Here is a 26,626-nt window from a genome sequence, read left to right as displayed (position 1 = left end):
GTCCTTTCCTTCCTTCTCGCCTACCGGGTTAGCTGACGGGTTCGGAGAAGAGGAAGGTCTCCTACGGTTCCTCCGCGGGCTGCGAAGGTTCCGATTCACCCCAAGGGGAACATGGGTCCCCGGCTCCCCTGGGCTCGCGCCTGACGGGGACTCGGCGATGGCTGTCCGTGCCGCGGTTGCGGCGCCTGCCTGCGAACAGCCGGACCGACGCTAGGCGCGGCGCGTGTCGATCACCAAACAAACAGCCCTCTTTGTTGCTCATGCCACAGCACGTGTCGGTCAACTTCCCATCAAAACGGACAGCTGACGGGGCGGCGGGGGGCGACGGCCGTACTTCGGTTACCCGTTCGGCCCGTCTGCACCCCCGGCCGGATCCCTCCGGCCGGTTTCCGCCCCCGGCCCGGGTGGTCCCGCCGCCCGGACGGCCCGGGCCCGTTCCCGGCGGCCCCTCGCGCCCCGTGCCCGTACGAAAGCACCGGGCACCGGTTCCGTACGGGCACGACACGGCCCCGGTCCCGTACGCGGATGCGCGCGTACGGGACCGGGGCCGGTCGGTCCGTCTTATTGGTCTGTCCGGCTGTCCGTCGGCCCGGATTCCGCCGCCGGGCCGCCGGTTCAGCCCTTGACGACGGTGACGTCCCCGATCCCCAGCTCCCTGACGGCGCCCTCGATCTCGGCCGCGTCACCGACCAGTACGGTCACCAGCCGGTCGACGGGGAACGCGCTGACGACCGCCGCGGTCGCCTCCACCGTCCCGGTCTGCGCCAGCCGGGCGTACAACTGCCCCTGGAAGTCGTCCGGGAGGTGCTGCTCCACCTGGTCGGCGAGCGTGCCCGCGACCGACGCCGCCGTCTCGTACCGCAGCGGCGCGACCCCCACCAGGTTCTGTACGGCGACATCGCGCTCGTCGTCCGTCAGCCCCTCGGCCGCCAGGGTCCGCAGCACCGTCCACAGATCGGCCAGCGCCGGGCCCGTGTTGGGTGTGTCAACGGAGCCGCTGATGCCCAGCAGGGACGCGCCCGAGCCGTCGGGGGCGGAGCACAGCACCTGGGCGAAGGCCCGGACGCCGTACGTGTACCCCTTCTCCTCGCGCAGCACCCGGTCGAGCCGGGAGGTGAGGGTGCCGCCGAGGCAGTACGTGCCGAGCACCTGCGCGGGCCACACCCGGTCGTGCCGGTCCGCCCCGATCCGCCCGATCAGCAGCTGGGTCTGGACGGCGCCCGGCCGGTCCACGATCACGATCCGACCCGTGTCGTCGGCGGAGATCTCCTCCCGGGCCCGGGGCTCGGCCCCGTCGCCCTGCCAGGCGCCGAGGGTGTCGGCGAGGACGGCGTCCAGGTCGATCCCGGTCAGATCGCCGACCACGACCGCCGTGGCGGTGGCGGGCCGGACATGGGCCTCGTAGAAGGCCCGGACGGCGGCGGAGTCGATCCGGGCCACCGTCTCCTCCGTCCCCTGCCGGGGGCGGGACATCCGCAGCCCGGCCGGGAAGAGCCGGCGGTACAGCTCCTTGGCCGCGCGGCGGCCCGGGTTGGCCTGCTCGTGCGGGATCTCGTCCAGCCGGTTCCGGACCAGCCGCTTGACCTCTCCGTCGTCGAAGGCGGGACCGCGCAGCGCCTCCGCGAGCAGCCCGAGGGCCTTCGGCAGCCGGGAGACCGGCACCTCCAGCGACACCCGGACGCCGGGGTGGTCGGCATGGGCGTCGAGGGTCGCGCCGCAGCGCTCCAGCTCGGCCGCGAACTCCTCGGCGGACCGCTTGTCGGTCCCCTCCGACAGGGCCCGGGCCATGATCGTGGCGACCCCGTCGAGCCCTTCGGGCTCGGCTCCGAGCGGGGCGTCGAGGTTGATCTCCACGGCCACCACCTGCTGGCCGGGGCGGTGGCAGCGGAGCACGGTCAGCCCGTTGGGGAGCGTGCCGCGGTCCGGGGCGGGGAACGCCCAGGGGGTGGGCACCCCGGAGGCGGGCCGGGGGTGGAAGTCCATCGTGGTCAGCGGCTCGGCGGCGTCGGTCACTTGTCCGCCCCCTCTTCTGCGTCGTGGTCGGTCTCGTTCTCCGCGTCGGCGCCGGGCACCGGCTCGTACACCAGCACGGCCCGGTTGTCCGGGCGCAGCCGGGCAGCGGCCACCTCGCGGACCTCGTCGGCGGTGACCGAGAGCACCCGCCCGACGGCGGTGAGCGCCAGCTGCGGGTCGCCGAAGAGCACCGCGTACCGGCAGAGTTCGTCGGCGCGGCCCGCGACCGTACCGAGCCGGTCCAGCCACTCCCGCTCCAGCTGGGCCTGGGCCCGCTCCATCTCCTCCGGCGTCGGCCCCTCGGCGGCGAACCGGGCCAGCTCCTCGTCGACGGCCGCCTCGATCCCGGCCACCTCGACCCCGCCGGACGTCTTCACGTCCAGCCAGCCCAGCGACGGGGCCCCCGCCAGCCGCAGCAGTCCGAACCCGGCCGCGACGGCGGTCTGGTCCCGGCGGACCAGCCGGTTGTGCAGCCGGGACGATTCACCGCCGCCGAGCACGGTCAGCGCCACGTCGACGGCGTCGCACTCGCGGGTGCCGTCGTGCGGCAGCCGGTAGGCCGCCATCAGGGCACGGGCCGGGACGTCCTCCTCGACGACCTCGCGGAGCTGCCGCCCCATGACGTCCGGCAGCGACCCGTCGCGCGGCGGCTGCTTGCCGTCGTGGCCGGGGATCGAGCCGAAGTACTTCTCCACCCAGGCCAGGGTCCGCTCGGGGTCGATGTCCCCGACGACCGACAGCACCGCGTTGTTCGGCGCGTAGTAGGTACGGAAGAACGCGCGGGCGTCCTCCAGGGTCGCCGCGTCCAGATCGGCCATGGAGCCGATCGGCGTGTGGTGGTAAGGATGGCCCTCCGGGTACGCGAGGGCCGTCAGCTTCTCGAACGCGGTGCCGTACGGCACGTTGTCGTACCGCTGGCGGCGCTCGTTCTTCACCACGTCCCGCTGGTTCTCCATCGACTCGTCGTCGAGGGCGGCCAGCAGGGAGCCCATCCGGTCGGCCTCCAGCCAGAGCGCCAGCTCCAGCTCGTGGGCGGGCATCGTCTCGAAGTAGTTGGTGCGCTCGAAGCTGGTGGTGCCGTTGAGGGAGCCGCCCGCGCCCTGCACCAGTTCGAAGTGACCGTTCCCCTGCACCTGCTTCGACCCCTGGAACATCAGGTGCTCGAAGAGGTGGGCCAGGCCGGTACGGCCCGCGACCTCGTGGCGCGAGCCCACGTCGTACCAGAGACAGACCGCGGCGACCGGGGTCAGATGGTCCTCGGAGAGCACCACGCGCAGGCCGTTCGCCAGGCGGTGCTCCGTCGCTGTGAGGCCGCCCGAACCGGCCTGCTCTGTGGCCGTGTGACCCATGGGCATGTACGTCCCTTCGATCGCGCTGCTGTTGCTGGTCCCCCCAGGACTGCCACTGTATGCAAGCGGGCTGACACCTGGCGAAGTTCCGGGCGCCTTCGGGGTTCGCGCTGGGCGAAGTCCCGGTGCGCGGGCGTGCCCCGGGGTGCGCCCGGCGGACGCCCCGGACCGCCGGACGGGCCGGGGGCCGCGGGCGTGTTCGACGGCCGGTGGTCGGGGTTGTCGGTGCCACGGTCCACAATGGTCGGCGTCAGATCCCCGCCCGGCCGTGAAGGAGCAGGAGCCGCGATGGCCCGCCGCAGCACCAAAACCCCGCCGCCCGATGATTTCGAGGAGCGGATCCTCGATATCGACGTCGTCGACGAGATGCAGGGCTCCTTCCTCGAGTACGCGTACTCGGTCATCTACTCCCGTGCGCTGCCCGACGCCCGGGACGGCATGAAGCCGGTCCAGCGCCGCATCGTCTTCCAGATGAACGAGATGGGGCTCCGCCCCGACCGGGGGTACGTCAAGTGCGCCCGGGTCGTCGGCGAGGTGATGGGCCGGCTCCACCCCCACGGAGACCAGTCCATCTACGACGCGCTGGTCCGGATGGCGCAGCCGTTCTCCATGCGGCTCCCCCTCGTCGACGGCCACGGGAACTTCGGCTCTCTCGGCAACGACGACCCCCCGGCCGCCATGCGGTACACCGAGTGCCGGATGGCGGACGCCACATCGTTGATGACCGAGTCCATCGACGAGGACACGGTCGACTTCACCCCCAACTACGACGGCCAGGAGCGGGAGCCGGTGGCGCTCCCCGCCGCGTACCCCAATCTGCTGGTCAACGGCGCCTCCGGGATCGCGGTCGGCATGGCGACCAACATGCCGCCGCACAACCTGGGCGAGGTCGTCGCCGCGGCCCGTCATCTGATCCGTCATCCGGGCGCCGACCTGGAGACCCTGATGCGGTTCGTCCCCGGGCCCGACCTGCCCACCGGCGGCCGGATCGTGGGACTGGCGGGCGTCCGCGACGCCTACGAGAAGGGCCGCGGCACCTTCAAGATCAGGGCCACCGCGACCGTGGAGGACGTCACCCCCCGGCGCAAGGGCCTGATCGTCACGGAACTGCCGTTCACGGTCGGCCCGGAGAAGGTGATCGCCAAGATCAAGGACCTGGTGAACGCGAAGAAGCTCCAGGGCATCGCGGACGTCAAGGACCTCACCGACCGCGCCCACGGCCTGCGGCTGGTCATCGAGATCAAGAACGGCTTCGTGCCGGAGGCCGTCCTCGAACAGCTCTACAAGCTGACGCCGATGGAGGAGTCCTTCGGTATCAACAATGTGGCCCTGGTCGACGGCCAGCCGCTGACCCTGGGGCTGAAGGAGCTGCTGGAGGTCTATCTCGACCACCGCTTCACCGTGGTGCGGCGGCGCAGCGAGTTCCGCCGGGGCAAGCGGCGCGACCGGCTGCACCTGGTGGAGGGCCTGCTGGTCGCCCTCGTCGACATCGACGAGGTCATCCGGCTGATCCGCTCCAGCGAGAACTCGGCCCAGGCCAAGGAACGCCTGATGGACCGCTTCTCCCTCTCCGACATCCAGACGCAGTACATCCTCGACACCCCGCTGCGGCGGCTCACCAAGTTCGACCGGATCGAGCTGGAGTCCGAGCGGGACCGGCTGACGGCCGAGATCGAGGAGCTGACCCGGATCCTGGATTCCGACGCCGAGCTGCGCAAGATGGTCTCCGCCGAACTGGCGGCGGTGGCCAAGAAGTACGGCACCGAGCGGCGGACCGTCCTGCTGGAGTCGGCGGCCGTCCAGGTCGCCGCGGTGCCGCTGGAGGTCGCGGACGACCCCTGCCGGGTCCTGCTCTCCTCGACGGGGCTGCTGGCCAGGACCGCGACCGGCGATCCGCTCCCCGAGCCGGGTGGGCGGCGGACCAAGCACGACCTGATCGTCTCCGCCGTTCTGGCGACCGCGCGGGCCGATGTGGGTGTGGTGACGTCCGCCGGACGACTGCTGCGGCTCGCCGTGATCGATCTGCCGCAGCTTCCGCCGACCGCGTCCGCGCCGAACCTGTCGGGAGGCGCGCCGCTCGCCGAGTTCCTGTCGCTGGCGGCCGGGGAGAGCGTGATCTGTCTGACGACGCTCGCCGAGGACTCGCCCGGACTCGCCCTCGGCACCCTCCAGGGCGTGGTCAAGCGGGTCGTGCCGGACTATCCGGCGAACAAGGACGAGCTGGAGGTGATGGCCCTCAGGGACGGCGACCGGATCGTCGGCGGCAGGGAGCTGCGCACCGGCGAGGAGGACCTGGTCTTCATCGCCTCCGACGCCCAGCTGCTCCGCTTCCAGGCGTCGCAGGTCCGGCCGCAGGGCCGGGCCGCGGGCGGCATGGCCGGGATCAAGCTGGGCCAGGACGCCCGGGTGCTCTCCTTCACCGCCGTCGACCCGGCCGAGGACGCGGTGGTCTTCACGGCCGCCGGGTCGACCGGCGCGCTGGACGACTCGTTCAGTACGGTCAAGCTGACCCCGTTCGACCAGTACCCCCGCAAGGGCCGGGCGACGGGCGGAGTCCGCTGCCAGCGGTTCCTGAAGGGCGAGGACGTACTGCTGCTGGCCTGGGCGGGCGGCGCCCCGGCGCTCGCCTCGCAGAAGAACGGCGCGCCCGCCGAACTGCCGGACCCGGATCCGCGCCGCGACGGCTCGGGCACCCCCGGCACCTCCGCGGTCGCGGTCCTGGCGGGCCCGCTCCGCTGAGCCTCCGGCGCCGGGGGCGGTGTTCCATCGGGATCGCCGCCCCCGGCGCCGTTTTGCCGCCCGGTGCCCCTGATTCCTACGCGCCCCGGGGCCCGGGGACCCTTACGCCGAGCCCCTCGGGGCCTCCAGGGCTCTCCGGCTCCGCGTCCGGTGCTTCATCCGGTACTTCGTCCAGTGCTTCATACGCGTCGGGCCAGGGCTCTTCGAAGCCGGCGGGCGGATCCTCGTAGCCGCCGGACTCGTCATCGCCTCCGTAGTCCCCTGCACGGCCGCCCGCGAAGGAGTCGCCGGAAGGCTCCGCCCACCCGTCCTCCGACCGGCCCTCCGCCTCTTCGTCTTCGTCGTCGCCTTCGCCGTCCGAGGAGTCCACCGGCGCCGGTACGTACCGCAGCACGCCCCACATACTGGTCTCGTCCGGGGCCGGGTCCCGGTCCGTGGTCCGGGCGGCGGCAAGCCCCCGCTCCAGCGCCGGGCCGTCGATACCGGAGCCGATCAGCACCAGCTGGGTCAGCCGCTCGGCACCCCGGGGCCAGGGCTCGGGAACGAACCGGAGGAAACGCCCCACGGCATGGACCGTGTACCGGTGCTCGGGGTCGGCGGGCCCGAAGTCCACAAAGCCCTTGATCCGGTAGAGGCCTGCGGGACGGGAGTCCAGCAGATCCAGCAGCCGCCGGGGGTGCAGCGGCTCGCGGGCCGTGAAGGAGAGGGACTCGTAGGCGGCGTGCAGATGCGTCCCGTGATCGCCGCCCCGGCCGTCCCGGGCCTCCTCCTCGGCGACGAGATCGTCGAAGGCGAGCTGGCCGACCCGCTCGGCGGCCGGGCGGCGCTCGAAGAACAGCTCGGGGTCGACCCGCCCGTGTACCGCCTCCACCACGACCGCCCCGCGCCCCAGCAGGGGGGCGATGGTCTGCCGCAGCCGGGCCGACTCCGCCGCCGCGACCCGGTCGGTCTTGTTGAGCACCACCAGATCGGCGACGCCCAGATGACGGTCCAGCTCCGGATGCCGCTCCCGGGTCGCCGGGAACTCGGCCGCGTCCACGACCTCCACCAGCCCCCCGTAGACGATCCGCCGGTTGTCGCTGGCGAGCAGCATCCGCACCAGTTCCTGCGGCTCCGCCAGCCCACTGGCCTCGATCACGATCACATCGAGCCGGGCCTCGGGCCGGGTGAGCCGGTCGAGGAAGACATCCAGCTCGGTCGCGTCGACCGCACAGCAGAGACAGCCGTTGCCCAGGGAGACCGTGGAGTCACCGAGCTGTCCGGCGACGGTCATGGCATCGATCTCGATCGAACCGAAGTCATTGACGATCGCCCCGATCCGGGTGCCCCGGGAGCCCCGCAGCAGATGATTGAGCAGGGTCGTCTTCCCCGAACCGAGGAACCCGGCGAGCACCAGTACGGGAATCCCTCCCGCCCCAGTCGGCGGGGCCACGGCCTCGGCCGCACTCCCCGGATCGATCAGGTCGCTCGGATCGATCGCACTCACGCGCCGGTCACCTGCGCTTTCTCCCACTCCCCGCAGGGAGCGGCAACGGTCTCGTCAGCAGCCCCGGACCATGACGGCCCGGACCCCGGGTGGCCCGGACGGGCCGGGCCCTCTCCAGGACGGGGCGGGGCCCGCTCCCGGGCAGCGGGATCCCGACCCGGCGGCCCCGGCGGTCCGGCCCACCGAGCCCGTCCCGGCCGCCCAGCATAGGAGGCGGGACGGGGGCGAATCCGCCCGGGACCACCCCGCCCACCGGCCACCGGCCCCGTCACCGGCCCCGAAATCGGTGACGCAGAGTTACGTTTCCGGAAAGGCCCCCCGCCCCGTACCGTTTCTTTCCATGAGCATCGACCTGCCCCCGCCGCCCCGTCGGCGCCGCCTCGGCTGGCCCCAGCGGGTGTTTTCGCAGGTCCTGCTGATGCAGCTGTTGATCGCCACCGGGGTCACGATCCTGGCCACCGGCCTCTTCCTGGCCCCGCTCAGTGCCCAGCTGGACGACCAGGCGATGCGCCGGGCCCTGGCGATCGCGCAGACCACCGCCTCTCCGGAGATCGCGGAGCTGCTCACCACCAGCCGTCCCACCGTCGACGGCCCGATCCAGGCCGAGGCGGAGCGGATCCGCAAGGCCACCGGCGCCGAGTACATCGTCGTCATGGGGTTGAGCGGAGTCCGCTGGTCGCATACCTCCCGGGAGGAGATCGGCTATGTCGTCTCCACCGACCCCAGTGCCCCGCTCGCCGGGCGCGAGGTGATGGAGATCGACAGCGGCACACTCGGCCGCTCGGCCCGCGGCAAGGTACCGCTGCGGAACAACGATGGCGAGATCGTGGGCGCGGTCTCCGTCGGTATCGAGTACGACAGCGTCCGCGACCGGCTGTTCTCGGCGATCCCCGGCCTAGTGGCCTATGCGGGCGGGGCGCTGGCCGCCGGGGCGATCGCCGCCTACCTGATCTCGCGCAGGCTCCAGCGGCAGACCCACGATCTGGCCTTCTCCGATATCTCGGCCCTGCTCGCCGAACGGGAGGCGATGCTCCACGGCATCCGCGAGGGTGTGGTGGCGCTGGACGCCTCCGGCCGGGTCCGGCTGATGAACGACGAGGCGCAGCGGCTGCTCGGTCTGGAGACCGACGGCAAGGGCCTGCCCCTGGAGCAGGTCCTGGGCGAGGGCCGCACCGTCGATGTACTGACCGGCCGGGTCACCGGGGTGGATCTGGTGACGGTCCGGGGACACCGGGTACTGATCGCCAACCGGATGCCGACCGACGACGGCGGCGCCGTGGCCACCCTCCGCGACCGTACGGAGCTGGAACGCCTCGGCCGTGAGCTGGACTCCACTCGCGGCCTGATAGACGCCATGCGTGCCCAGGACCATGAACACGCCAACCGACTGCATACCCTGCTGGGGCTGCTGGAGTTGGAGATGCACGAGGAGGCGGTGGAGTTCGTGACCGAGGTGGTCGGAGTGCACCGGGCCACCGCGGAGCAGGTCACCGAGAAGGTCCATGACCCCCTGGTGGCGTCGCTGCTGGTCGGCAAGGCGACGGTGGCCGCCGAGCGGGGCGTGTCCCTGACCATCGCCCCGGAGACCCTGCTGCCCGACCGGGTCGTGGAGCCCCGTGAACTGGTCACCGTGGTGGGCAATCTCGTGGACAACGCGATGGACGCCGCCGGCGGCTCCGAGGACGCCTGGATCGAGGTCGAGTTGTACGCCGAGGGCAGCACGGCCGTTCTGCGGATCACCGACAGCGGCCCGGGAGTTCCCCCCGAGCGCCGGGAGCTGATCTTCACCGAGGGCTGGTCCACCAAGGAACTGCCCCTGCACGGCAAGCGGGGGCTGGGACTGGCGATGGTCCGCAGACTCGCGGAACGCCAGGGCGGCCATACCGAGGTTCGCGAAGCACCGGGCGGCGGCGCCGAGTTCATCGTGGTTCTTCCCGAGGCGCTCTCCGAACTGTCCGAGCCCGGCGATCCGGGCGAGCCCGTCCATGCCGTCACCGGGGAGGTGCGATGACCGGCACAACCACCACCGAGACCGGCCCACAGGCCACCGAGGGCACCATCGACGTCCTCGTCGTGGACGACGACATCCGGGTCGCCGGGATCAACGCCGCCTATGTCGCCAAGGTGCCCGGCTTCCGGGTGGCCGCCACCGCTCATTCGGCGGCCGAAGCCGTCGCGGCCATTACCGACGCCCCGGTGGACCTGGTCCTGATGGACCACTATCTGCCGGACGGCAACGGCCTCGCGGTCGTCCGCGAACTCCGCAGGCTCGGCCGTCAGACCGACGTGATCATGGTGACGGCGGCCCGTGATGTGGCCACCGTCCAGGCAGCGATGCGCCATGGTGCCCTCCAGTACTTGGTGAAACCGTTCAACTTCGCGGGCCTCCGCAGCAAACTGGAGGCATATGCCGGTCTCCGTCGCGCCCTGCGCCGCGGCGGCCAGGCCGAACAGGCCGAGGTGGACCGGATCTTCGGAGCGCTCTCCGCCGGAGCGGTCGCCCCGGACCTCCCCAAGGGCCACTCCCGCACAACGGCCGAGGTCGTACGGCGGGTCCTGATGGCCGCCGAAGGCCCCCTCTCCACCCAGGAGATCGCCGACGAGGCCGGAATCAGCCGCCAGACCGCCCAGCGCTATCTGAAGCTCCTGGAACGCGCCAACCGGGTCCGTCTGAGCCTCAAGTACGGCGAAACCGGCCGCCCCGAACACCGCTACCTCTGGTCCCCCACCAGCACCTGACCCCTCCCTCCGGCCCCGGCCCCATCAGGTTCCCGGGGCCCTCCGGGCTTTCCCCATCCCTCGTCCTCCGGCGCCAGACCCGCCCCGGCATCCGGCCCCCTCCCATCCAGGCTCCTTCCGGACTTCTTCCCGGCTAACCGACCCCTGCCTCCGGTGGGCGGACCAGCCCTGTCCGGTAGGCGTAACGGACCGCTTGGGCCCGGTCGTGCAGCCCCGCCTTGGCGAAGAGGTTGTTGATATGGGTCTTCACCGTGGCTGCCGAGATATGCAGCCGCCGGGCGATCTCCGTATTGCTGAGGCCGTCCGCGATCAGCGCCAGTACCTCGCCCTCGCGCCCGGTCAGACCGTCCGGCAACCTCGGCGTCGCAGGCTCCGGTACCGATGTCACCCGCTCCAGCAGCCGCTGTTGCACCTCCGGTGAGAGCCCCGCTCTCCCCGCCACCACATCCCGGACGGCCCGGACGATCTCCTCGCCCTCCGCGTCCTTGGTCAGATAGCCCCGGGCCCCGGCCCGCAGGGCGGGGAAGAGCGAATCGTCATCGGCATAGGTCGTCAACACCACCACCTGCGTGCCGGGATACTCCTCCCGGATCCGTCGCGTCGCCTCCACACCGTCGCAACGCGGCATCCGGAGGTCCATCAGCACGGCATCGGGAGCCAGCCCGGCCACCAGATCGATCGCCTCCTCCCCGTCTCTCGCCGCCCCGACGACCTCGATTCCCGGCAGCAACCCGAGGAGCATCACAATCCCCTCCCGGACCACCGCCTGGTCATCGGCGACGACCACCCGCAGCTTCTCCGCACCGGCGCCGTCGCCACCACTTCGGCCGGCCCGATCGCCCCGGCCGCCGAAGCCATCACGACCATCTCTGGATTCCCGGCTGTCTCCGAGCCCTTGGCCGCCCTCGGCTCCGGGCTCACCCGGTGTCACCATCCCGGCGCTACTCTCCACGCCCCCGCCCCTTCCGGCGCCCCGATCCGCGCCCCTTGCTCCGTCAGTGCGTCATCGGTACAGGCGGGCACCCTCAACCGCACCAGGAATCCGGCCCCTTCCGGCCCCGCCTCCAGGGTGCCGCCGAGCAATTCCGCCCGTTCCCGCATCCCCAGCAGACCGTAGCCGGAACCCGATCGACTCAGCTCGCAGCTGTGGACAGCGGGCCCCGAGTCCCGTATCTCCAGCCGCACCCCGCCCGCCTCATAGGCGAGCAGCAGCCGCACCCGGCCGCCGGGAGCATGCTTCCTGGCGTTGGTCAGCGCCTCCTGCGCCACCCGCCGCACCGCCTGTGAGACCTCGGGAGCCATCGCCAGCCGCTCCCCCGTCACCACGGTGTCCGCACCGCCCTCCGCGGCGATCTCCCGGAGATAGTCCTCCACCGGGGTCAGCTCGCCCCGCAGTGCCGACAGCGCCTGACGGGTCTCCGCCAGCCCGCTCCGGGCCATCCCCCGGGCCGCCGTCACCCGCTCCAATATCTCGTCGCGGAAAGCACCCTCGGGGCCGCGTTCGATCTGGATCCGCGCGGCCTCCAAGTGAACGAGCTGCGCGGAGAGACTGTGTGCCAGCACATCATGGATCTCCCGGGCTATCCGGGCCCGCTCCGCGAGCGCCGCCGACACCGCCTCGGCCTCCCGAGCCGCCCGCTCCTGGGCCAGCAGCCGGAACCCCGCCCCCCGGGCCTGGGCATCGAGCCGCAGGGCACAACCGCCGAACACGATGCCCGCCATGGTGATCGCGGTCCCCAGCGCATCGGCTTCCGGCACCTGTATCGCGAAGGAGGACGCGAGGGGCACGGCCATCAGCAGCCCGATCAGGAGCGGCAACCGCTCCAGCGCCAGGGCCGCGCCCGATATCCACAGCACCGCCGCCATGACATCCGTACCCACCACGTACGAAGCCCATCCCATACCGCCCAGCACGACGATCAGCCCCATGGAGACCGCCAGCCTCCGGTCCCGCGTGGTCCGGCGCAGCCCGCAGACCGCGCCCGCGCCCACCAGCAGCGCGGCCACGGGAAAGAGCAGCCACCAGCCGTGGAGGCCGGCGGAGGTGTAGGCGCTGGAGAGCGCCCAGGTCGCCAGCGACCCCAGCAGCACGACATCGAGCACGATCTGCGAGCGCGGCACGCCCAGCTCGGACAGCGCCTCCCGCCCGGGCCACCTCATGGCTTTTCCGGTGATCACGGCGTCCCCCTTCCGTCGCTTCGATGCTACGGAGCGGGCCCCGGCCGAGGTATCGGCTCGGGGGTGGAGTTCTCGACTCCACCCCCGGGTGGGCACGGCCTCCCCGGCCATCGCCCTCGATCAGGCCAGCGGTCTCGGACCGCGGGCGCCCGACATCCGCGCGTCTCGCGCGTACCGCCCCGGAAACGGCACGGGAGCGACCCCGGGACCGCCGCTCAGGCGTCGATACGCGAGCGGTCCAGCGTCGCCGCCGAGCTGGTGATGAACTCCTTGCGGGGGGCCACCTCGTTCCCCATCAGCAGGTCGAACACCGTCTCCGCGGCCTCCAGATCGCCGATGTTGATCCGGCGCAGCGTCCGGTACCTCGGGTCCATCGTGGTCTCCGCCAGCTGGTCGGCGTCCATCTCGCCCAGACCCTTGTACCGCTGCACGGAGTCCTTGAAGCGGATGTTCTTGCGCTGGAACTCCAGCAGGGTCTGCCGCAGCTCGTTGTCCGAGTAGGTGTAGACGTACTTGTCCTGGCCCTTCTTCGGCTGGACCAGCTCGATCCGGTGCAGCGGCGGAACGGCCGCGAAGACCCGCCCCGCCTCCACCATCGGCCGCATGTACCGCTGGAAGAGCGTGAGCAGCAGACAGCGGATGTGGGCGCCGTCGACATCGGCGTCCACCAGCAGCACGATCTTCCCGTACCGGGCCGCGTCGAGGTCGAAGGTCCGGCCCGAGCCCGCTCCTATGACCTGGATGATCGCCCCGCACTCGGCGTTCTTCAGCATGTCGGAGACGGAGGACTTCTGGACGTTGAGGATCTTGCCCCGGATCGGCAGCAGCGCCTGGAACTCACTGTTCCGGGCGAGCTTGGCGGTACCGAGCGCGGAGTCCCCCTCGACGATGAACAGCTCGCTCCGCTCCACGTCGTCGCTGCGGCAGTCAGCGAGCTTGGCGGGGAGCGACGAGGTCTCCAGCGCCGTCTTCCGGCGCTGCGCCTCCTTGTGCTGACGGGCCGCGATCCGGGTCCTGGCGGCGGCCACGGCCTTCTCCAGCACGGCCCTGGCCTGCGCCTTGGCATCGCGCTTGGTGGAGGTGAGGAACGCCTTCAGCTCCTTGGCCACCACATTGGCCACGATCCGGTTGGCCGCCGAGGTGCCCAGCACCTCCTTCGTCTGCCCCTCGAACTGCGGCTCGGCGAGCCGTACGGTGACGACGGCGGTGAGCCCTTCGAGGGCGTCGTCCTTGACGATGTCGTCCTCGGCGACACGCAGCAGCTTGGCGGAGCGGAGGACCTCGTTCATCGTCTTGGTCACGGAACGCTCGAAACCGGTGACGTGCGTTCCGCCCTTGGGCGTGGCGATGATGTTCACGAAGGACCGGACGGTGCTGTCGTACCCCGTACCCCAGCGCAGGGCGATGTCGACCCCGAGTTCCCGGGTGACCTCGGTCGGGGTCATGTGCCCCCGGTCGTCGAGAACCGGGACGGTCTCCTTGAAGGTGCCCTGCCCGGTCAGCCGCAGGACGTCGCAGACCGCCTTGTCCTGCGCCAGGTACTCGCAGAACTCGCTGATGCCGCCGTCGAAGCGGAAGATCTCCTGGCTCTTGCCCTCGCCCTCCAGGTCCCGCTCGTCGCGGACGACGATGGTGAGACCGGGGACGAGGAAGGCGGTCTGGCGGGCGCGCTGGTGGAGGTGGTCCAGCGACAGCTTGGCGTCCTTGAGGAAGATCTGCCGGTCGGCCCAGTAGCGCACCCTGGTGCCGGTGCGGTTCTTGGGGACGCGCTTGCCCTTGCGGAGTCCGTTCGCCGGGTCGAAGGGGGCGTCGGGCCCCTGCTCGGTGAAGATGCCGGGCACTCCGCGGCGGAAGCTGATCGAGTGCGTGACATTGCGGTCCACCTCGACGTCGAGCCGGGCCGAGAGGGCGTTCACCACGGAGGCGCCGACACCGTGCAGACCGCCGGAGGCGGCGTACGAGCCGCCGCCGAACTTGCCGCCCGCGTGCAGCTTGGTCATCACGACCTCGACCCCGGAGAGCCCGGTCTTCGGCTCCACGTCGACGGGGATGCCCCGGCCGTTGTCCCGCACCTCGACCGAGCCGTCGTCATGCAGGATCACCTCGATGTGGTCGCAGTGGCCGCCGAGCGCCTCGTCGACGGAGTTGTCGATGATCTCCCAGAGGCAGTGCATCAGGCCGCGGCTGTCCGTGGAGCCGATATACATTCCGGGACGCTTGCGGACGGCTTCGAGACCTTCGAGGACGAGCAGGTGCCGCGCTGTGTAGTTGGAGCCGTCACGCTCCGCTGTCAGCAAAGCTGTGGACGGCACGGACGTTTCGGCGGTCACGCGGTTCGCTCCTCGCTGAATTTCAAATGTGGCCCGGAGGGGTACGGGCCCGGCGTCGGTCGCCGGTCAGAGGGTACCGAGCCCTGATAGAGCCGATGTAACGCCACCCTCGCGTTTTCTAACCCCTCGCCATCATCGCACGAACGTTCGATAGCCTGATGGGGTGACGTGAACATCACGTTCCCTTCCAGGCATGAACCATTTAGGCTCCGGGCACGTCCTCATGAACACCGGCAACCAAGCCGGGAGGGCCAAACGAGACAAGCAACGCGAAACCCGTAGAGCACAGCAATACGGCTCATTCGCCGCCACCTGGTAGCAGACAGCCCCCTCGGGAGGAACTTTCGAGGAAAAGCCCCGAGCGGGAACGTTTTCGGGCTGGTTGGATGTTGACCCTGGTACGACAGCTCGTCGAGCTAGAGAAGAGGCGACGTGACTACTGTTCTGACACCCGCGAGCCCGCTGACGGCCGCTGACCGCTGCGACCGCTGCGGCGCCCAGGCATACCTGCGCGTCGTGCTGACCAGCGGCGGTGAACTGCTCTTCTGCGCCCACCACGGTCGCAAGTTCGAGCCGGAACTCAAGAAGATCGCCGCGGAAATACAGGATGAGACCGACCGACTCACGGCCGTGCCGGCCGGTGCCGGGCAAGAGGATCACTGACACCTCACATCCACGACGAGCGATGGCCGGTCCAGGATCGGCCGACGGGCGGTCACCCCTCACCGACAGGGGTCGACCGCCCGCTCTCGTCCTCCCACCGGGCCACCACCGGCCCGGTGGCCCCGATCGGCTACGGCAGCGGCACCGCCGATACCCGGGTGTAGACCCCGGGGCTGTCGGCCCGCCCGCAGCCGCTCCCCCAGGACACCAGACCGATCAGCTTCCCCCGGGCCACCAGCGGCCCTCCACTGTCCCCCTGGCAGGCGTCACGGCCACCCCGGGTGTCTCCCGCACAGACCATCGTCGCGGCGTCGTAGCGGCCGCCCAGGCCCCCGGGATAGGCCGTCTGGCAGTTGCGGTCGGCCAGTACGGTCACATCGGCCGCCCGGAGCGCCGTGGCATACCTTCCGTTGCCCTCCGTGTCCCCCCAGCCGTAGACCTTCGCCGCCGTCCCCGGGACGTACGCCTGGTCCCCCTCGGGCGCCACCGGGATCACCGATTCCGCCGGCAGCGAATCCGCCAGAGTCAGCACGGCCAGGTCGGAACCGTTCGTCAGCGGGTTGTACGCGGGCGACACCCGGCTGTCGCTCACCGGAATCTCCCGGCCGTCGGAAGAGGTCAGCTCGGTCCGCCCGGCGATCACCCGGAGATCCTTCACCTGGGAGACGTCCCCGCCGAGCACGGTCCGGCTCAGGCAGTGCGCCGCCGTCATGACCTTCGTCGGAGCGATCACGACACCGCCGCAGAACTGGCCCGAGCGCGTTCCTCCGAACCGGTCACGGCTGGCGAGCGCGACGACCCAGGGGGTATCCGACACCTTCACCGGGAATCCGCCCACGACAACGCTGTCGGCCACGGCGGAGGTGGGTTTCACCAGGGGCGGCAGAACCCCGGCGGCAGCGAGGGCGAGCGTTCCGGTCAGGGCTCGGACGAGAAGAGGGCGCATACGGTCTCCTGACTCAGCGTGAGTGACGTCCACTCAGCGTCAGCCAGTGGACGGCCGAGCGCACCCCAGCGCCCCATGACGCTGACGGACACACGTTCGTACGACACCCCGGACGCGGCCCTCCCGTCCCACCGGCGGCCCCGCCCGTGAAAAACGGTGAGGGCCCGCCTCCCTTCCGGAAGGCGGGCCCTCATAGCCGTACGGACCGACGGACGCACCGGGTCACCCCGGCACGGAAACCCGTCGGACGCCGTCAGCCGCCGCCACTCACCGTCAAACAGATCGGGCAGGTCAGGCAGCTCAGGCAGCTCAGTCGAGGTAATCGCGCAGGACCTGCGAGCGCGACGGGTGGCGCAGCTTCGACATGGTCTTGGACTCGATCTGACGGATCCGCTCACGGGTCACCCCGTAGACCTTGCCGATCTCGTCCAGCGTCTTCGGCTGCCCGTCGGTGAGGCCGAAGCGCATGGAGACCACACCGGCCTCGCGCTCGGAAAGCGTGTCGAGCACGGAGTGCAACTGCTCCTGGAGGAGCGTGAAGCTGACGGCGTCGGCGGGTACGACGGCCTCGGAGTCCTCGATCAGATCGCCGAACTCGCTGTCGCCGTCCTCACCCAGCGGAGTGTGCAGGGAGATCGGCTCACGGCCGTACTTCTGCACCTCGATGACCTTCTCGGGGGTCATGTCGAGTTCCTTGGCCAGCTCCTCCGGGGTGGGCTCACGGCCCAGGTCCTGGAGCATCTGGCGCTGGACACGGGCCAGCTTGTTGATGACCTCGACCATGTGCACCGGGATACGGATCGTCCGGGCCTGGTCGGCCATGGCCCGGGTGATCGCCTGCCGGATCCACCAGGTGGCGTACGTGGAGAACTTGTAGCCCTTGGTGTAGTCGAACTTCTCCACCGCGCGGATGAGACCCAGATTGCCCTCCTGGATCAGGTCCAGGAAGAGCATGCCGCGGCCGGTGTACCGCTTGGCGAGCGAGACCACGAGCCGGAGGTTGGCCTCCAGGAGGTGGTTCTTGGCCCGGCGGCCGTCCTCGGCGATGATCTCCAGCTCGCGCTTCAGTTTGGGCGCCAGCTTGTCGGAGTTCGCCAGCTTGTCCTCGGCGAAGAGACCGGCCTCGATGCGCTTGGCCAGCTCCACCTCCTGCTCGGCGTTGAGCAGGGGGACCTTGCCGATCTGCTTCAGGTAGTCCTTGACCGGGTCGGCGGTGGCACCGGCGACCGCGACCTGCTGTGCGGGCGCGTCGTCCTCGTCCTCGTCCGAGAGGACGAAGCCCTTGCTCTCGCCCTCGGCCTCTTCTTCGTCCTTGCCGCCGGGCTGGACGTCGTCGAGCAGCTCTTCGCCGTCGGCCGGCTCGTCGGAGTCCTTCTTGGCCGCCGTCTTCTTGGCCGTGGTCTTCTTGGCGGCGGTCTTCTTCACCGCCGTCTTCTTGGCGGCGGTCTTCTTGGCCGCGGCCTTCTTGGCGGGCGTCGTCGTCTCGTCACCGGCCTGCGCGTCGACGCTCTCGGCCGTCGGGGCCGAGGTGGCGGCGACGGTCTTGGACGTGACGGTCTTGGCCGCGACGGTCCTGGTGGCGGTGCGCTTCGCGGGGGACTTCGCAGCGACGCTCTTGCGGGAGCGCTTGGGCGACTCTGCGGCACTGACCATCAGCGTCACACCCTCTTCCTCGAGGATCTGGTTGAGGCTGCGCAGTACATTCTTCCACTGGGTTGGCGGAATCTGGTCGGCCTCGAAGGCCCGCCGCACGTCATCGCCGGCGATCTGCCCATCAGCCTTTCCCCGCTCGATGAGCGCCATCACAGATTCGGACTCGGCGATCTCCGGCGGGAGCGTACGGGATGTGCTGGCCGACACGAACAACCTCTCGGAACGATGGAAACGGCTTCCGGCTCAGCCCATGATCGGGCCGGAGCCGACGACCACCGGGCTGCGGATGTACCGGTGGCGCGGGCGGAACACACCTCGGAAGTGCACAGCGCCGTCGACGGCTGCTGTATTCCCTCCTCGGCTGTCACCTCTTAGGTCATCGCACGGTTTCGAGGAGCGTTACGCCCAATCCACGTGGCCCGAGTCACACCGCAAAAAGGGTGAAAGGTATAGATCGGATGTTCTACGCGCAACCGTGCCGCCGGACTCGCGGGGAATCCGGCGGCACGATCGCGTACGGGCACGGTGCGCGTACGCCTCCGTACGCCCGACCCCGCGGCCGGGCGCTCAGTGCTCACGCGGCGCCGGTACGACGCGCTCCACCTCCGGGTGGACGATGAGCAGTTGACGCATGGCCGTCTCGGCCCCGTTGGAGTCACCGGCGGCCAGGGCGTCGACGATCCGGGCGTGATGGGTGACGGAGACGTCGTTCGGCCGGTCACAGCCGGTGACGGGACCGCCGGAGACCTGGAGGGCGGCGGAGACGATCCCCGAGAGGTGCTCCAGCATCCGGTTGCCGGCGAGCTGGATGAGCAGGGTGTGGAACTCGGCATCAGCCCGGGCGTAGGTGATGCCGTCGCCCTGGGCGAGGGCGTGCCCCATGATCTCCACCATGTCGGCGAGCCGCTGCTGGACGTCCTCCCGGCCGTGGCCCGCGGCCAGCCGCGCGGCCAGCGGCTCGATGGTCCACCGCAGCTCGGACAGCTCACGGCGCTGGTCGTCCCGCTGCGGGCCGAAGGCGCGCCACTCGATGATGTCGGGGTCGAGCAGGTTCCAGTCGCTGACCGGCCGCACCCGGGTACCGACGTTCGGGCGGGCGCTGACCAGCCCCTTGGCCTCCAGGACCCGCAGCGACTCGCGGACGACGGTACGGGAGACCTCGAAACGCTGGCCGATCTCCTCCGGGACGAGCGGGCGGTCGGCGCCCAGGTCACCGGAGACGATCATCTGACCGAGCTGCTGAACGAGTTGGCCGTGCAGTCCACGGCCGCGGCTGCCTGCCGCGCGGCGCCCGGCCCGCCCCAGCTCGGTGTCGGGAACGTCCCAGGCGGGAGGGGCGACACGGTCGGCGGTGTGGGACTCCCCGTAGGGGTAGCGGTCGAGTTCGCCCGGCCCGGCGAGGCCGGAGTCGGCGGGGCGGGCGTTCATCATGGTCTGCGCAAGGGTACTCACGTCATCCTTTGTCGGCGCGGCTTTCGCGGGCCTTGAGGTCTTTGGTGAAAAGCACACGAAAGGGTGATCGGCGCTTCCCCCACAATTGACGACTTATCGGATAGAAGTGGTCATTTCTCGGAGTGCTGTCGATCGGCTCAACCGATCATCATGAGAGTCCGGGGCCACTCGGCGCCCCGGACCGCCGCCCTCACCACGCGGTCCTGCGGCGCAGCCGGACGGCCGCGTACGCGCAGACCAGGGCCGCCAGCGAGAGGGCCAGGGCCGCCCCGGCGGGGCGGGCCAGCAGTCGGGCGGCGGACAGCAGCCAGATGTCGGCCTGGTGGGGCAGCCGTACCCAGGCCAGTTCGCGAAGCCGGTCGGGCAGGCCGGCGACGGAGCGCGCCGCGGGCACGATCAGCGCCTGGCGCATCAGGGGGGTGACGACGACCGGCACGGCCAGCACGGCGGCGGCCCCCGCCGCGGTGGAGCGGAAGATCCCGGCGGCGAGCAGACCGGCCCAGGCGCTGCCGACCGCGAGCCCGCCCCAGCCCGCGGCGAGGGCGGGCCAGTGCCCCGGCGGTACGGTCGCCTCCGCTCCGTAGACCAGCCGCAGGGCCCAGAACCCGGCCGCCGCGACCAGTGCGATGAGCCCCAGGGCGCAGACCGCGGTGACCGTGAGCTTGGCGATCAGCAGCCCCAGCCGTCGGGGTACGGTGCCGCGCGCCGCGGCCAGTGCCGGGTAGCGGTACTCGTCACCGAAGGAGAGGGCCCCGACGAGCCCGGCCGCGAAGGCGACGGGCGGCAGCGGCAGATAGCCGGGCCGGGCCGCGACGGCGGCTTCGACCGACGTACCTCCGGAGCGGGCCATCAGCAGACCGGCCACGACGGAGACCAGCACGGTCGCGCCCGCGATCCGGAATACGGTCCGCACCCCGAACATCCGGTGCAGTTCGTAGCGGAGAGGGCGGACGGGGCTCGTCACCGGCCGGGGCGCGGGCGGCGCCCCGGAGATCGCCGCGGCGGCCCAGCGGCGGGCCCGGGACGGCCGGGCCGGTTCGGCAGGCACTTCGGTGCCGACGGGGGCGGACGGTCCGGTGGAGGCGGGGGCGGTGTCGCCCGTCTCGTCGGTGAGCCGGTGGACCAGGACGCCGTGCCGGAAGGCGGCCTCACCCACCTCGGCGCAGCTGCTTCCGTAGACGGAGAGCACTCCGCCGGGCTCCGGGACGACCTCGACCGACCGCCGGGCCGCGCGGGCCTCCCGGTGGACCACATCGGCCAGCCGGACGGCGTGCGGCGTCCGTACGGAGACCCGGGGCCGCAGCCGGGTCCTGGCGAACTCGGCGCCGTCCTGGTCGGCGACGAGGCGTCCCGCGTCCAGGGTGACGACATGGTCCGCGATCCGGGCCGCCTCCTTGGGGTCGGCGACGGCGCACACGACGGTGCCCCCGCGGTCGGCGTGGCTCCGGAGCATTCCGTACAACCAGCCCTGGTCCCGGGGCGAGAGTCCCTTCGCGGGCTCGTCGAGGAGGAGTGTGCCGGGGTCACCGAGGAGCGCCGAGGCGAGTCCGAGGCGGCGGTCCATGGCGAGCGGGAGGGATCCGAGCCGCTCGTCGGCCATTCCGGCCAGTCCGACCGCCTCCAGCAGTTCACCGGCGCGGGCCAGGGGCACTCCGGCCGCCGCGCAGAGCATCCGCAGCTGCCCCCGGGCGGTCCGGGCGGGATGGCCGGGTACGTCGCCGAGCAGGGCGCCCACCTCGCGGGCCGGATGCGCGATGTCGCCGAGCCGGTTTCCCCGGTAGTACGTGACCCCTTGGCCGGGCTCCAGCTCCAGCATCAGCCGCAACGCGGTCGTCTTGCCCGCCCCGTCGGGGCCGAGCAGGGCCGTGATCGCACCGGGGGCGGCATCGAAGGTGAGGTCGTCGACCGCCGGGGACGACTTCTTCCCCGGGGTGCTGGTCAATCCGATGGCCTGGAGCATCGCGTCTCCCACGAAGGGGCGGCGGGGCCGCCCGGCGGCGTGCGGGCCCCAGCACGATAACTGGATATTTCGCACTTTTCGCAGAGGGCGCGCGGGCTCGGCACTCCCGGGCTCCGGGTCCGCGCCCCCGCGTGCGACCCCTGGCACGGCTCGGCCGGGCGGGGCTCTGTCCGGTCAGACCTCGGGGCGCAGCATGGGCGGATTGAGCAGGGTGGCTCCACCGGCCCGGAACAGCTGCGCCGGTCGCCCTCCCTGTCGGGTTGTGGTCCCGCCCGCCGGAACCAGGAAGCCGGGAGTGCCGGTGACCTTCCGGTGGAAGTTCCGGGGGTCGAGGGCCACACCCCAGACCGCCTCGTACACCCGGCGCAGCTCGCCGACCGTGAACTCCGGCGGACAGAAGGCGGTCGCCAGCGACGAGTACTCGATCTTGGACCGGGCTCGCTCCACCCCGTCCGCCAGAATCCGCGCGTGGTCGAACGCCAGGGTCTGGTCGTCGCCCTCCGGGGCGCCGACGGATTCGGCGGGATCCGGGTCGAGCAGATCACCGACGGCCGCCCAGCGCGCGCCGTGCGCGTCGCCCCCGGGCCTGGGCGCGGGCAGATCGGGCGCCAGCACCAGATGGGCGACGCTCACTACTCGCATCCTGGGGTCGCGCCCGGGGTCGCCGTAGGTGGCGAGCTGTTCCAGATGGGCACCGCCGTCCGGTACCGGCGACCCGGGGTCGTGGGCGCACAACCCGGTCTCCTCGCCCAGCTCACGCCCGGCGGCCGCCGCCAGGTCCTCGTCTCCCCGTACGAAGCCGCCGGGCAGCGCCCACCGCCCCTGGAAGGGCGCCTCGCCCCGGCGCACCACGAGGGCGCACAGCTGGTGACGGCGCACGGTGAGCACGACCAGATCGACGGTGACGGCGAAGGGCGGAAAGGCCGACGGGTCGTAGGGAGACATGCCCGTGATCATAGTCGTCTGCCTGACGATAAACACTCCTTTCGGCTTCGGAACACCCCCGCGCACGAGGGGACGACTTCTTCCGCGTCACAGTCACCACCGGCCTGCCGCCGCCGCTGCCCGTACCGCGGCTCTCCCGGCTCCGCGCGCCGCTCGGCCGCCCCTCTCGTGGCGGGTTCGCGGGGCGCCGGCCGGGAAGCCGGGCAGCCCCGCCCCGGCCTGTCCGGGCGCGGACAGAGGACCGCCGCCGTCAGCCGTCGCTCTCCGTCTCCCGGGCCGGGCCGCTTCCCGGGCCGCCCGTCCCGCCCGTACCCCGGTCCGTCCTTCCGGCCGCTCCGCGTCGGCGTCCCGAGTGCTCGGCCCGGCCGGACGGCCGTCCGGCCGCCGGACGTACCCGGCCGCCCGCCGTTCGCCCCGGACCGCGCACGGACCGGCGCCCCGCCGCACCGGTACCCCGGGGCCGCGTCACCCCCTCGATCGCCGTCCGCTTCCCGGGCTCGGCCCCGCCCCGCCGGAACCACTCCCGGACCGGCTCCGGATCCACGGCCTCGTTGCACGCCTGGTGCAGCAGGACCGCGAAGACATAGTCGGCGTCCTTGCGCAGCGCCGCGCCGAGGGCGATCCGCGCGGCCGGTTCGTCACCTCCGGCCCAGGCGACCCAGCCCGCCAGGGCGAGCGGCGCCGCCGCGTACTCGTCGTACGGCGGGACGCAGCGCCTGGCCAGCGCCCGCCACAGCCGCGCGGCGGGCTCCGCCTCCGGCCCCTCCATCCACGCGGCGGCCCGGTCACGGGTCTCGCGGTCCTGTAGTCCGAGAATCACGAACGCCGCCTCGTCGGGGCTGATCAGCCGGTCGTCAGCGGCGTCGGCGGCGGCCGGACTCCCGCCGGACGGAGCCCCGGCGAGCCGGTCCATCAGCATCCCGGCCAGGGCGATTGTGTCGTCCCCGAGCCGCCTGGCCGCCATTCCGCCGACCACGACGCGCTCGACGAGTTCTACCGCCGCGTCGTCGAGGGCACGGCACTGCGGGCCCGCCCACGGCTCCGGCAGCGGTGCCAGCCTCGCCTCCATCTCCTGCTGGGTGCCGCGCAACCGCACACCGGCGTAGGCGGCGGCCGCCGCGAGGACCGAGGTCCCGGGCGGGACCAGCACGGCACCGTCCGGCGGGCAGCACCGCTCGTCCGGACAGCAGTAGGACCAAAGGCGGCCGCCGGAGATACAGAGCGCCTCGTACACCGGGACGTCCAGCGCGCCGCACGCGGTACGCAGCTCCTGGGCGAAGGGCCGCAACCGCTCCATCACCGCCCGGCCGTCCTGGTCCGTGCCCGGTTCCCGGCAGAGGAAGAGGACGATGCCGTCGGGGCACGCGTCCCTCCGGCGGCTGCCCTCGATCAGACATTCGGCGAGTTGCCGCGCCGTTCCGCCCCACTCCCCCGGCGAGCCGGGAATGCCCAGCTTCACCCGCCCGCCGAAGCGGCCGTTGGGCCCGTGCAGCGCCACGAGGACGACGGAGTCGGAAGGGTGGTAGCCCAGCAGATAGGGGAGGGAGTCGGCCAGCTCGGCCGGACCGCGGAGGGTGATCTGTTCGTCGGGGGAGGCGATCCGGCCCGCGCCGTCCGGCAGGTGCGCGGAACCGGCGGGAACCGCCGCGCCCGTCCCGTCGCCGTCCCGTGCGCCACTAGCGTTGCCCTGAGAGTCTCGGTGCTCGTTCATGGCGTCGACGGTCGCAGTGACCAGGCGATCTCCGCGACCCCTGTGGATAACGTTATCCACAGGCCGTCGGCTCCATTCGCCTCCTGTCGGTGGCATCGGGTTGCATGGGGGCATGACCCACGCAGACCTCGCGGATCCCGCGGACCTCAGGGCGGCGGCCGACGCCGTGCTCTCCCGACTCGTCTCCGACGGCACCGGCGCCGCGCGCCTGCGCGAGGACCAGTGGCGGGCGATCGAGGCGCTGGTCGCCCACAAGCGCCGGGCGCTGGTCGTCCAGCGCACCGGCTGGGGCAAGTCCGCGGTGTATTTCGTCGCGACGTCCCTGCTGCGCGCCCGGGGCTCCGGGCCCACGGTGATCGTCTCCCCGCTGCTCGCCCTGATGCGCAATCAGGTGGAGGCCGCGGCCCGGGCCGGGATCCGCGCCCGGACCATCAATTCCGCCAACCCCGAGGAGTGGGACACCGTCAAGGCGGAGATCGCCTCGGGCGAGGTGGACGTGCTGCTGGTCAGCCCCGAGCGGTTGAACAATCCCGACTTCCGCGACCAGGTATTGCCGGAGCTGTCCGCCGCGACCGGGCTGCTCGTGGTGGACGAGGCGCACTGCATCTCCGACTGGGGCCATGACTTCCGGCCGGACTACCGCCGATTGCGCACGATGCTGGCGGAGCTGCCCGCCGACGTCCCGGTACTGGCCACCACCGCGACGGCCAACGCCCGGGTCACGGCCGACGTCGCCGAACAGCTCGGCACGGGGGCGGGCACGGACGCGCTGGTGCTGCGCGGCCCGCTCGACCGGGAGAGCCTGAGCCTCGGTGTGCTCCGGCTGCCCGATGCCGCGACCCGGCTGGCCTGGCTCGCCGACCACATCGGCGAGCTGCCGGGATCCGGCATCGTGTACACGCTCACGGTCTCCGCGGCCGAGGAGGTCACCGCCTATCTGCGCCGCTGCGGCCACACCGTCGCCTCGTACACGGGCCGCACCGAGAACGCCGACCGGCAGCAGGCCGAGGAGGATCTGCTGGCGAACCGGGTGAAGGCGCTCGTCGCCACCTCGGCTCTCGGCATGGGCTTCGACAAGCCGGACCTCGGTTTCGTCGTCCATCTCGGCTCGCCGTCCTCCCCCATCGCCTACTACCAGCAGGTCGGCCGGGCCGGACGCGGGGTGGCCCATGCGGAGGTCCTGCTGCTCCCCGGCCGCGAGGACGAGGCCATCTGGCAGTACTTCGCCTCGGTCGGCTTCCCCTCCGAGGAGTTGGTGCGCCGTACCCTCGACGTTCTGGCCGAAGCCGGCAGACCGCTGTCCCTGCCCGCCCTGGAACCCCTCGTCGAACTGCGGCGGGCCCGGCTGGAGACCATGCTGAAGGTCCTCGACGTGGACGGGGCTGTACACCGTGTGAAGGGGGGCTGGACCGCCACCGGCCGCCCCTGGTCGTACGACACCGAGCGGTACGCCAGGGTGGCCCGGCAGCGTGAGCTCGAACAGCAGGCCATGCGGGAGTATGCGTCGTCCACCGGCTGCCGGATGGAGTTCCTGCGCCGCCAGCTGGACGACGCGGACGCGGCGCCCTGCGGCCGGTGCGACAACTGTGCGGGCGGCCGCTTCAGCGACAAGGTCTCCACTTCGGCGCTGGACGCTGCCCGGGGCGAACTGGGGCGGCCCGGGGTCGAGGTGGAGCAGCGCCGGATGTGGCCGACCGGACTGGCCTCGGTGGGTGTCGCCCTCAAGGGCCGGATCCCCGAGGGGGAGCAGGCACTGCCCGGGCGGGCGCTGGGGCGCCTCTCCGACATCGGCTGGGGCAATCGCCTCCGCCCCATGCTCGCGCCGCAGGCACCCGACGGGCCCGTGCCCGCGGATGTCGCGGACGCCGTGGTGACGGTGCTCGCCGACTGGGCCAGAGGCACGGGCGGCTGGGCGTCGGGTGCGCCGGACGCGCCCTCGCGGCCGGTCGGTGTGGTCACCGTCGCGTCCCGCTCCAGGCCCGTGCTGATCGAGTCGCTCGGTGCCCGGATCGCCGAGATCGGGCGGATGCCGCTGCTGGGTTCGGTGGAGTACGCGGTCGGAGGACCGGATGCCCGGCCCTCCCGGACCAACAGCGCCCAGCGGGTCCGGGCGCTGCACGACGCGTTCGTGGTTCCGGCGCCGCTCGCCGCCGCCCTGGCCGCCGCGGACGGCCCGGTCCTGCTGGTGGACGACTTCTCGGACACCGGTTGGACACTTGCCGTCGCGGCGCGATTGCTGCGGACCTCGGGCGCGAAGGGGGTGTTCCCGCTGGTCCTCGCGGTTCAGGGATGACTTTGGTGGGCACGATAAAGGTCACTGGGAACTCTGCGGGCAGGGATATCCGCGGCATACCCCCTCATTCCTGCCAGCGCCTTCGATTTGCTCGTTGCCGCATCCGGAAGCGCCAGGAAGAATTGAACTGCTCCCCGCACTGTCCCTTCGCGGTCCGCGAGGGCTGTGC

General features: G+C 71.8%; 17 protein-coding genes and 1 riboswitch. Of the genes, 5 read left to right on the top strand and 12 right to left on the bottom strand.

All coding sequences use genetic code 11. The features are described 5' to 3' along the window. Nucleotides 1-2: 2 nt before the first annotated feature. Nucleotides 3-167, bottom strand: a riboswitch (cyclic di-AMP (ydaO/yuaA leader). A 448-nt stretch (nt 168-615) separates the two neighbouring features. Further along, on the bottom strand, nt 616-2,013 hold the full coding sequence (locus tag AB0G74_RS10005) for a pitrilysin family protein (protein ID WP_361142759.1): 1,398 nt from the start codon (nt 2,011-2,013) through the stop codon (nt 616-618). Next, complete coding sequence (locus AB0G74_RS10000; protein ID WP_361142865.1) at nt 2,010-3,362, bottom strand: pitrilysin family protein; 1,353 nt, start codon at nt 3,360-3,362, stop codon at nt 2,010-2,012. Before AB0G74_RS10000 ends, AB0G74_RS10005 begins: the two co-directional genes overlap by 4 nt. Nucleotides 3,363-3,650: 288 nt before the next feature. Here AB0G74_RS10000 and AB0G74_RS09995 point away from each other — a divergent pair, with 288 nt between their 5' ends. Further along, nucleotides 3,651-6,101 carry a DNA topoisomerase IV subunit A gene (locus AB0G74_RS09995; RefSeq protein WP_361142757.1) on the top strand — a complete coding sequence of 817 codons (2,451 nt, stop codon included), beginning with the start codon at nt 3,651-3,653 and terminating at the stop codon, nt 6,099-6,101. 76 nt (nt 6,102-6,177) lie between these two features. Here AB0G74_RS09995 and AB0G74_RS09990 read toward each other — a convergent pair whose 3' ends face one another. Beyond that, the gene (locus AB0G74_RS09990) at nt 6,178-7,533 is read right to left on the bottom strand and encodes a GTP-binding protein (protein ID WP_361142861.1); all 1,356 of its coding nucleotides are present in this window, start codon (nt 7,531-7,533) and stop codon (nt 6,178-6,180) included. 394 nt (nt 7,534-7,927) lie between these two features. Between AB0G74_RS09990 and AB0G74_RS09985 the strand changes: the two genes are divergently transcribed. Together AB0G74_RS09985 and AB0G74_RS09980 are read left to right on the top strand one after the other, a co-directional pair. Beyond that, nucleotides 7,928-9,598, top strand: a complete 1,671-nt coding sequence (locus AB0G74_RS09985; protein WP_361142755.1) for a sensor histidine kinase — start codon at nt 7,928-7,930, stop codon at nt 9,596-9,598. Beyond that, nucleotides 9,595-10,326 (top strand): response regulator, encoded by a 732-nt coding sequence (locus AB0G74_RS09980; protein ID WP_361142753.1) that lies wholly within the window; start codon nt 9,595-9,597, stop codon nt 10,324-10,326. Before AB0G74_RS09985 ends, AB0G74_RS09980 begins: the two co-directional genes overlap by 4 nt. Before the next feature lie 133 nt (nt 10,327-10,459). On the opposite strand, the gene AB0G74_RS09975 is transcribed toward AB0G74_RS09980, so the two are convergent. The 3 genes from AB0G74_RS09975 to AB0G74_RS09965 form a co-directional block, all read right to left on the bottom strand. Further along, nucleotides 10,460-11,119 carry a response regulator transcription factor gene (locus AB0G74_RS09975; RefSeq protein WP_361142859.1) on the bottom strand — a complete coding sequence of 220 codons (660 nt, stop codon included), beginning with the start codon at nt 11,117-11,119 and terminating at the stop codon, nt 10,460-10,462. A gap of 134 nt (nt 11,120-11,253) precedes the next feature. Continuing rightward, entirely contained in the window at nt 11,254-12,504 is a 1,251-nt protein-coding gene (locus AB0G74_RS09970; RefSeq protein WP_361142750.1) for a sensor histidine kinase, read from the bottom strand. A gap of 215 nt (nt 12,505-12,719) precedes the next feature. Beyond that, nucleotides 12,720-14,834, bottom strand: a complete 2,115-nt coding sequence (locus AB0G74_RS09965; protein WP_361142747.1) for a DNA topoisomerase IV subunit B — start codon at nt 14,832-14,834, stop codon at nt 12,720-12,722. A 432-nt stretch (nt 14,835-15,266) separates the two neighbouring features. On the opposite strand from AB0G74_RS09965, the gene AB0G74_RS09960 reads away from it, so the two are divergent. Then, nucleotides 15,267-15,497 (top strand): hypothetical protein, encoded by a 231-nt coding sequence (locus tag AB0G74_RS09960; protein ID WP_006346139.1) that lies wholly within the window; start codon nt 15,267-15,269, stop codon nt 15,495-15,497. Between the two features lie 130 nt (nt 15,498-15,627). On the opposite strand, the gene AB0G74_RS09955 is transcribed toward AB0G74_RS09960, so the two are convergent. The 6 genes from AB0G74_RS09955 to AB0G74_RS09930 form a co-directional block, all read right to left on the bottom strand. Next, nucleotides 15,628-16,443, bottom strand: coding sequence for a serine protease (locus tag AB0G74_RS09955; RefSeq protein ID WP_361142744.1), 816 nt, complete (start codon nt 16,441-16,443; stop codon nt 15,628-15,630). Nucleotides 16,444-16,752: 309 nt separating this feature from the next. Continuing rightward, nucleotides 16,753-18,303, bottom strand: coding sequence for an RNA polymerase sigma factor (locus AB0G74_RS09950; RefSeq protein WP_361142742.1), 1,551 nt, complete (start codon nt 18,301-18,303; stop codon nt 16,753-16,755). 360 nt (nt 18,304-18,663) lie between these two features. Further along, nucleotides 18,664-19,548: a FadR/GntR family transcriptional regulator gene (locus tag AB0G74_RS09945; protein ID WP_361142739.1), complete on the bottom strand. Its 885-nt coding sequence runs from the start codon at nt 19,546-19,548 to the stop codon at nt 18,664-18,666. A 190-nt stretch (nt 19,549-19,738) separates the two neighbouring features. After that, the gene (locus AB0G74_RS09940) at nt 19,739-21,508 is read right to left on the bottom strand and encodes an ATP-binding cassette domain-containing protein (RefSeq protein ID WP_361142736.1); all 1,770 of its coding nucleotides are present in this window, start codon (nt 21,506-21,508) and stop codon (nt 19,739-19,741) included. Between the two features lie 174 nt (nt 21,509-21,682). Next, nucleotides 21,683-22,453, bottom strand: a complete 771-nt coding sequence (locus AB0G74_RS09935) for an NUDIX domain-containing protein (protein ID WP_361142733.1) — start codon at nt 22,451-22,453, stop codon at nt 21,683-21,685. Between the two features lie 250 nt (nt 22,454-22,703). Further along, nucleotides 22,704-24,164: a DUF4192 domain-containing protein gene (locus AB0G74_RS09930; protein WP_361142730.1), complete on the bottom strand. Its 1,461-nt coding sequence runs from the start codon at nt 24,162-24,164 to the stop codon at nt 22,704-22,706. Between the two features lie 112 nt (nt 24,165-24,276). On the opposite strand from AB0G74_RS09930, the gene AB0G74_RS09925 reads away from it, so the two are divergent. Further along, complete coding sequence (locus tag AB0G74_RS09925) at nt 24,277-26,457, top strand: RecQ family ATP-dependent DNA helicase (RefSeq protein WP_361142727.1); 2,181 nt, start codon at nt 24,277-24,279, stop codon at nt 26,455-26,457. The last annotated feature ends 169 nt before the right edge of the window (nt 26,458-26,626 follow it).

This window comes from Streptomyces sp. NPDC020875 (genome assembly GCF_040641415.1).
In the GTDB taxonomy this organism is placed as follows: Bacteria; Actinomycetota; Actinomycetes; order Streptomycetales; family Streptomycetaceae; genus Streptomyces.
Note: the sequence above shows the minus strand (reverse complement) of the source record. Positions and strands in the feature narration are given on the sequence as shown.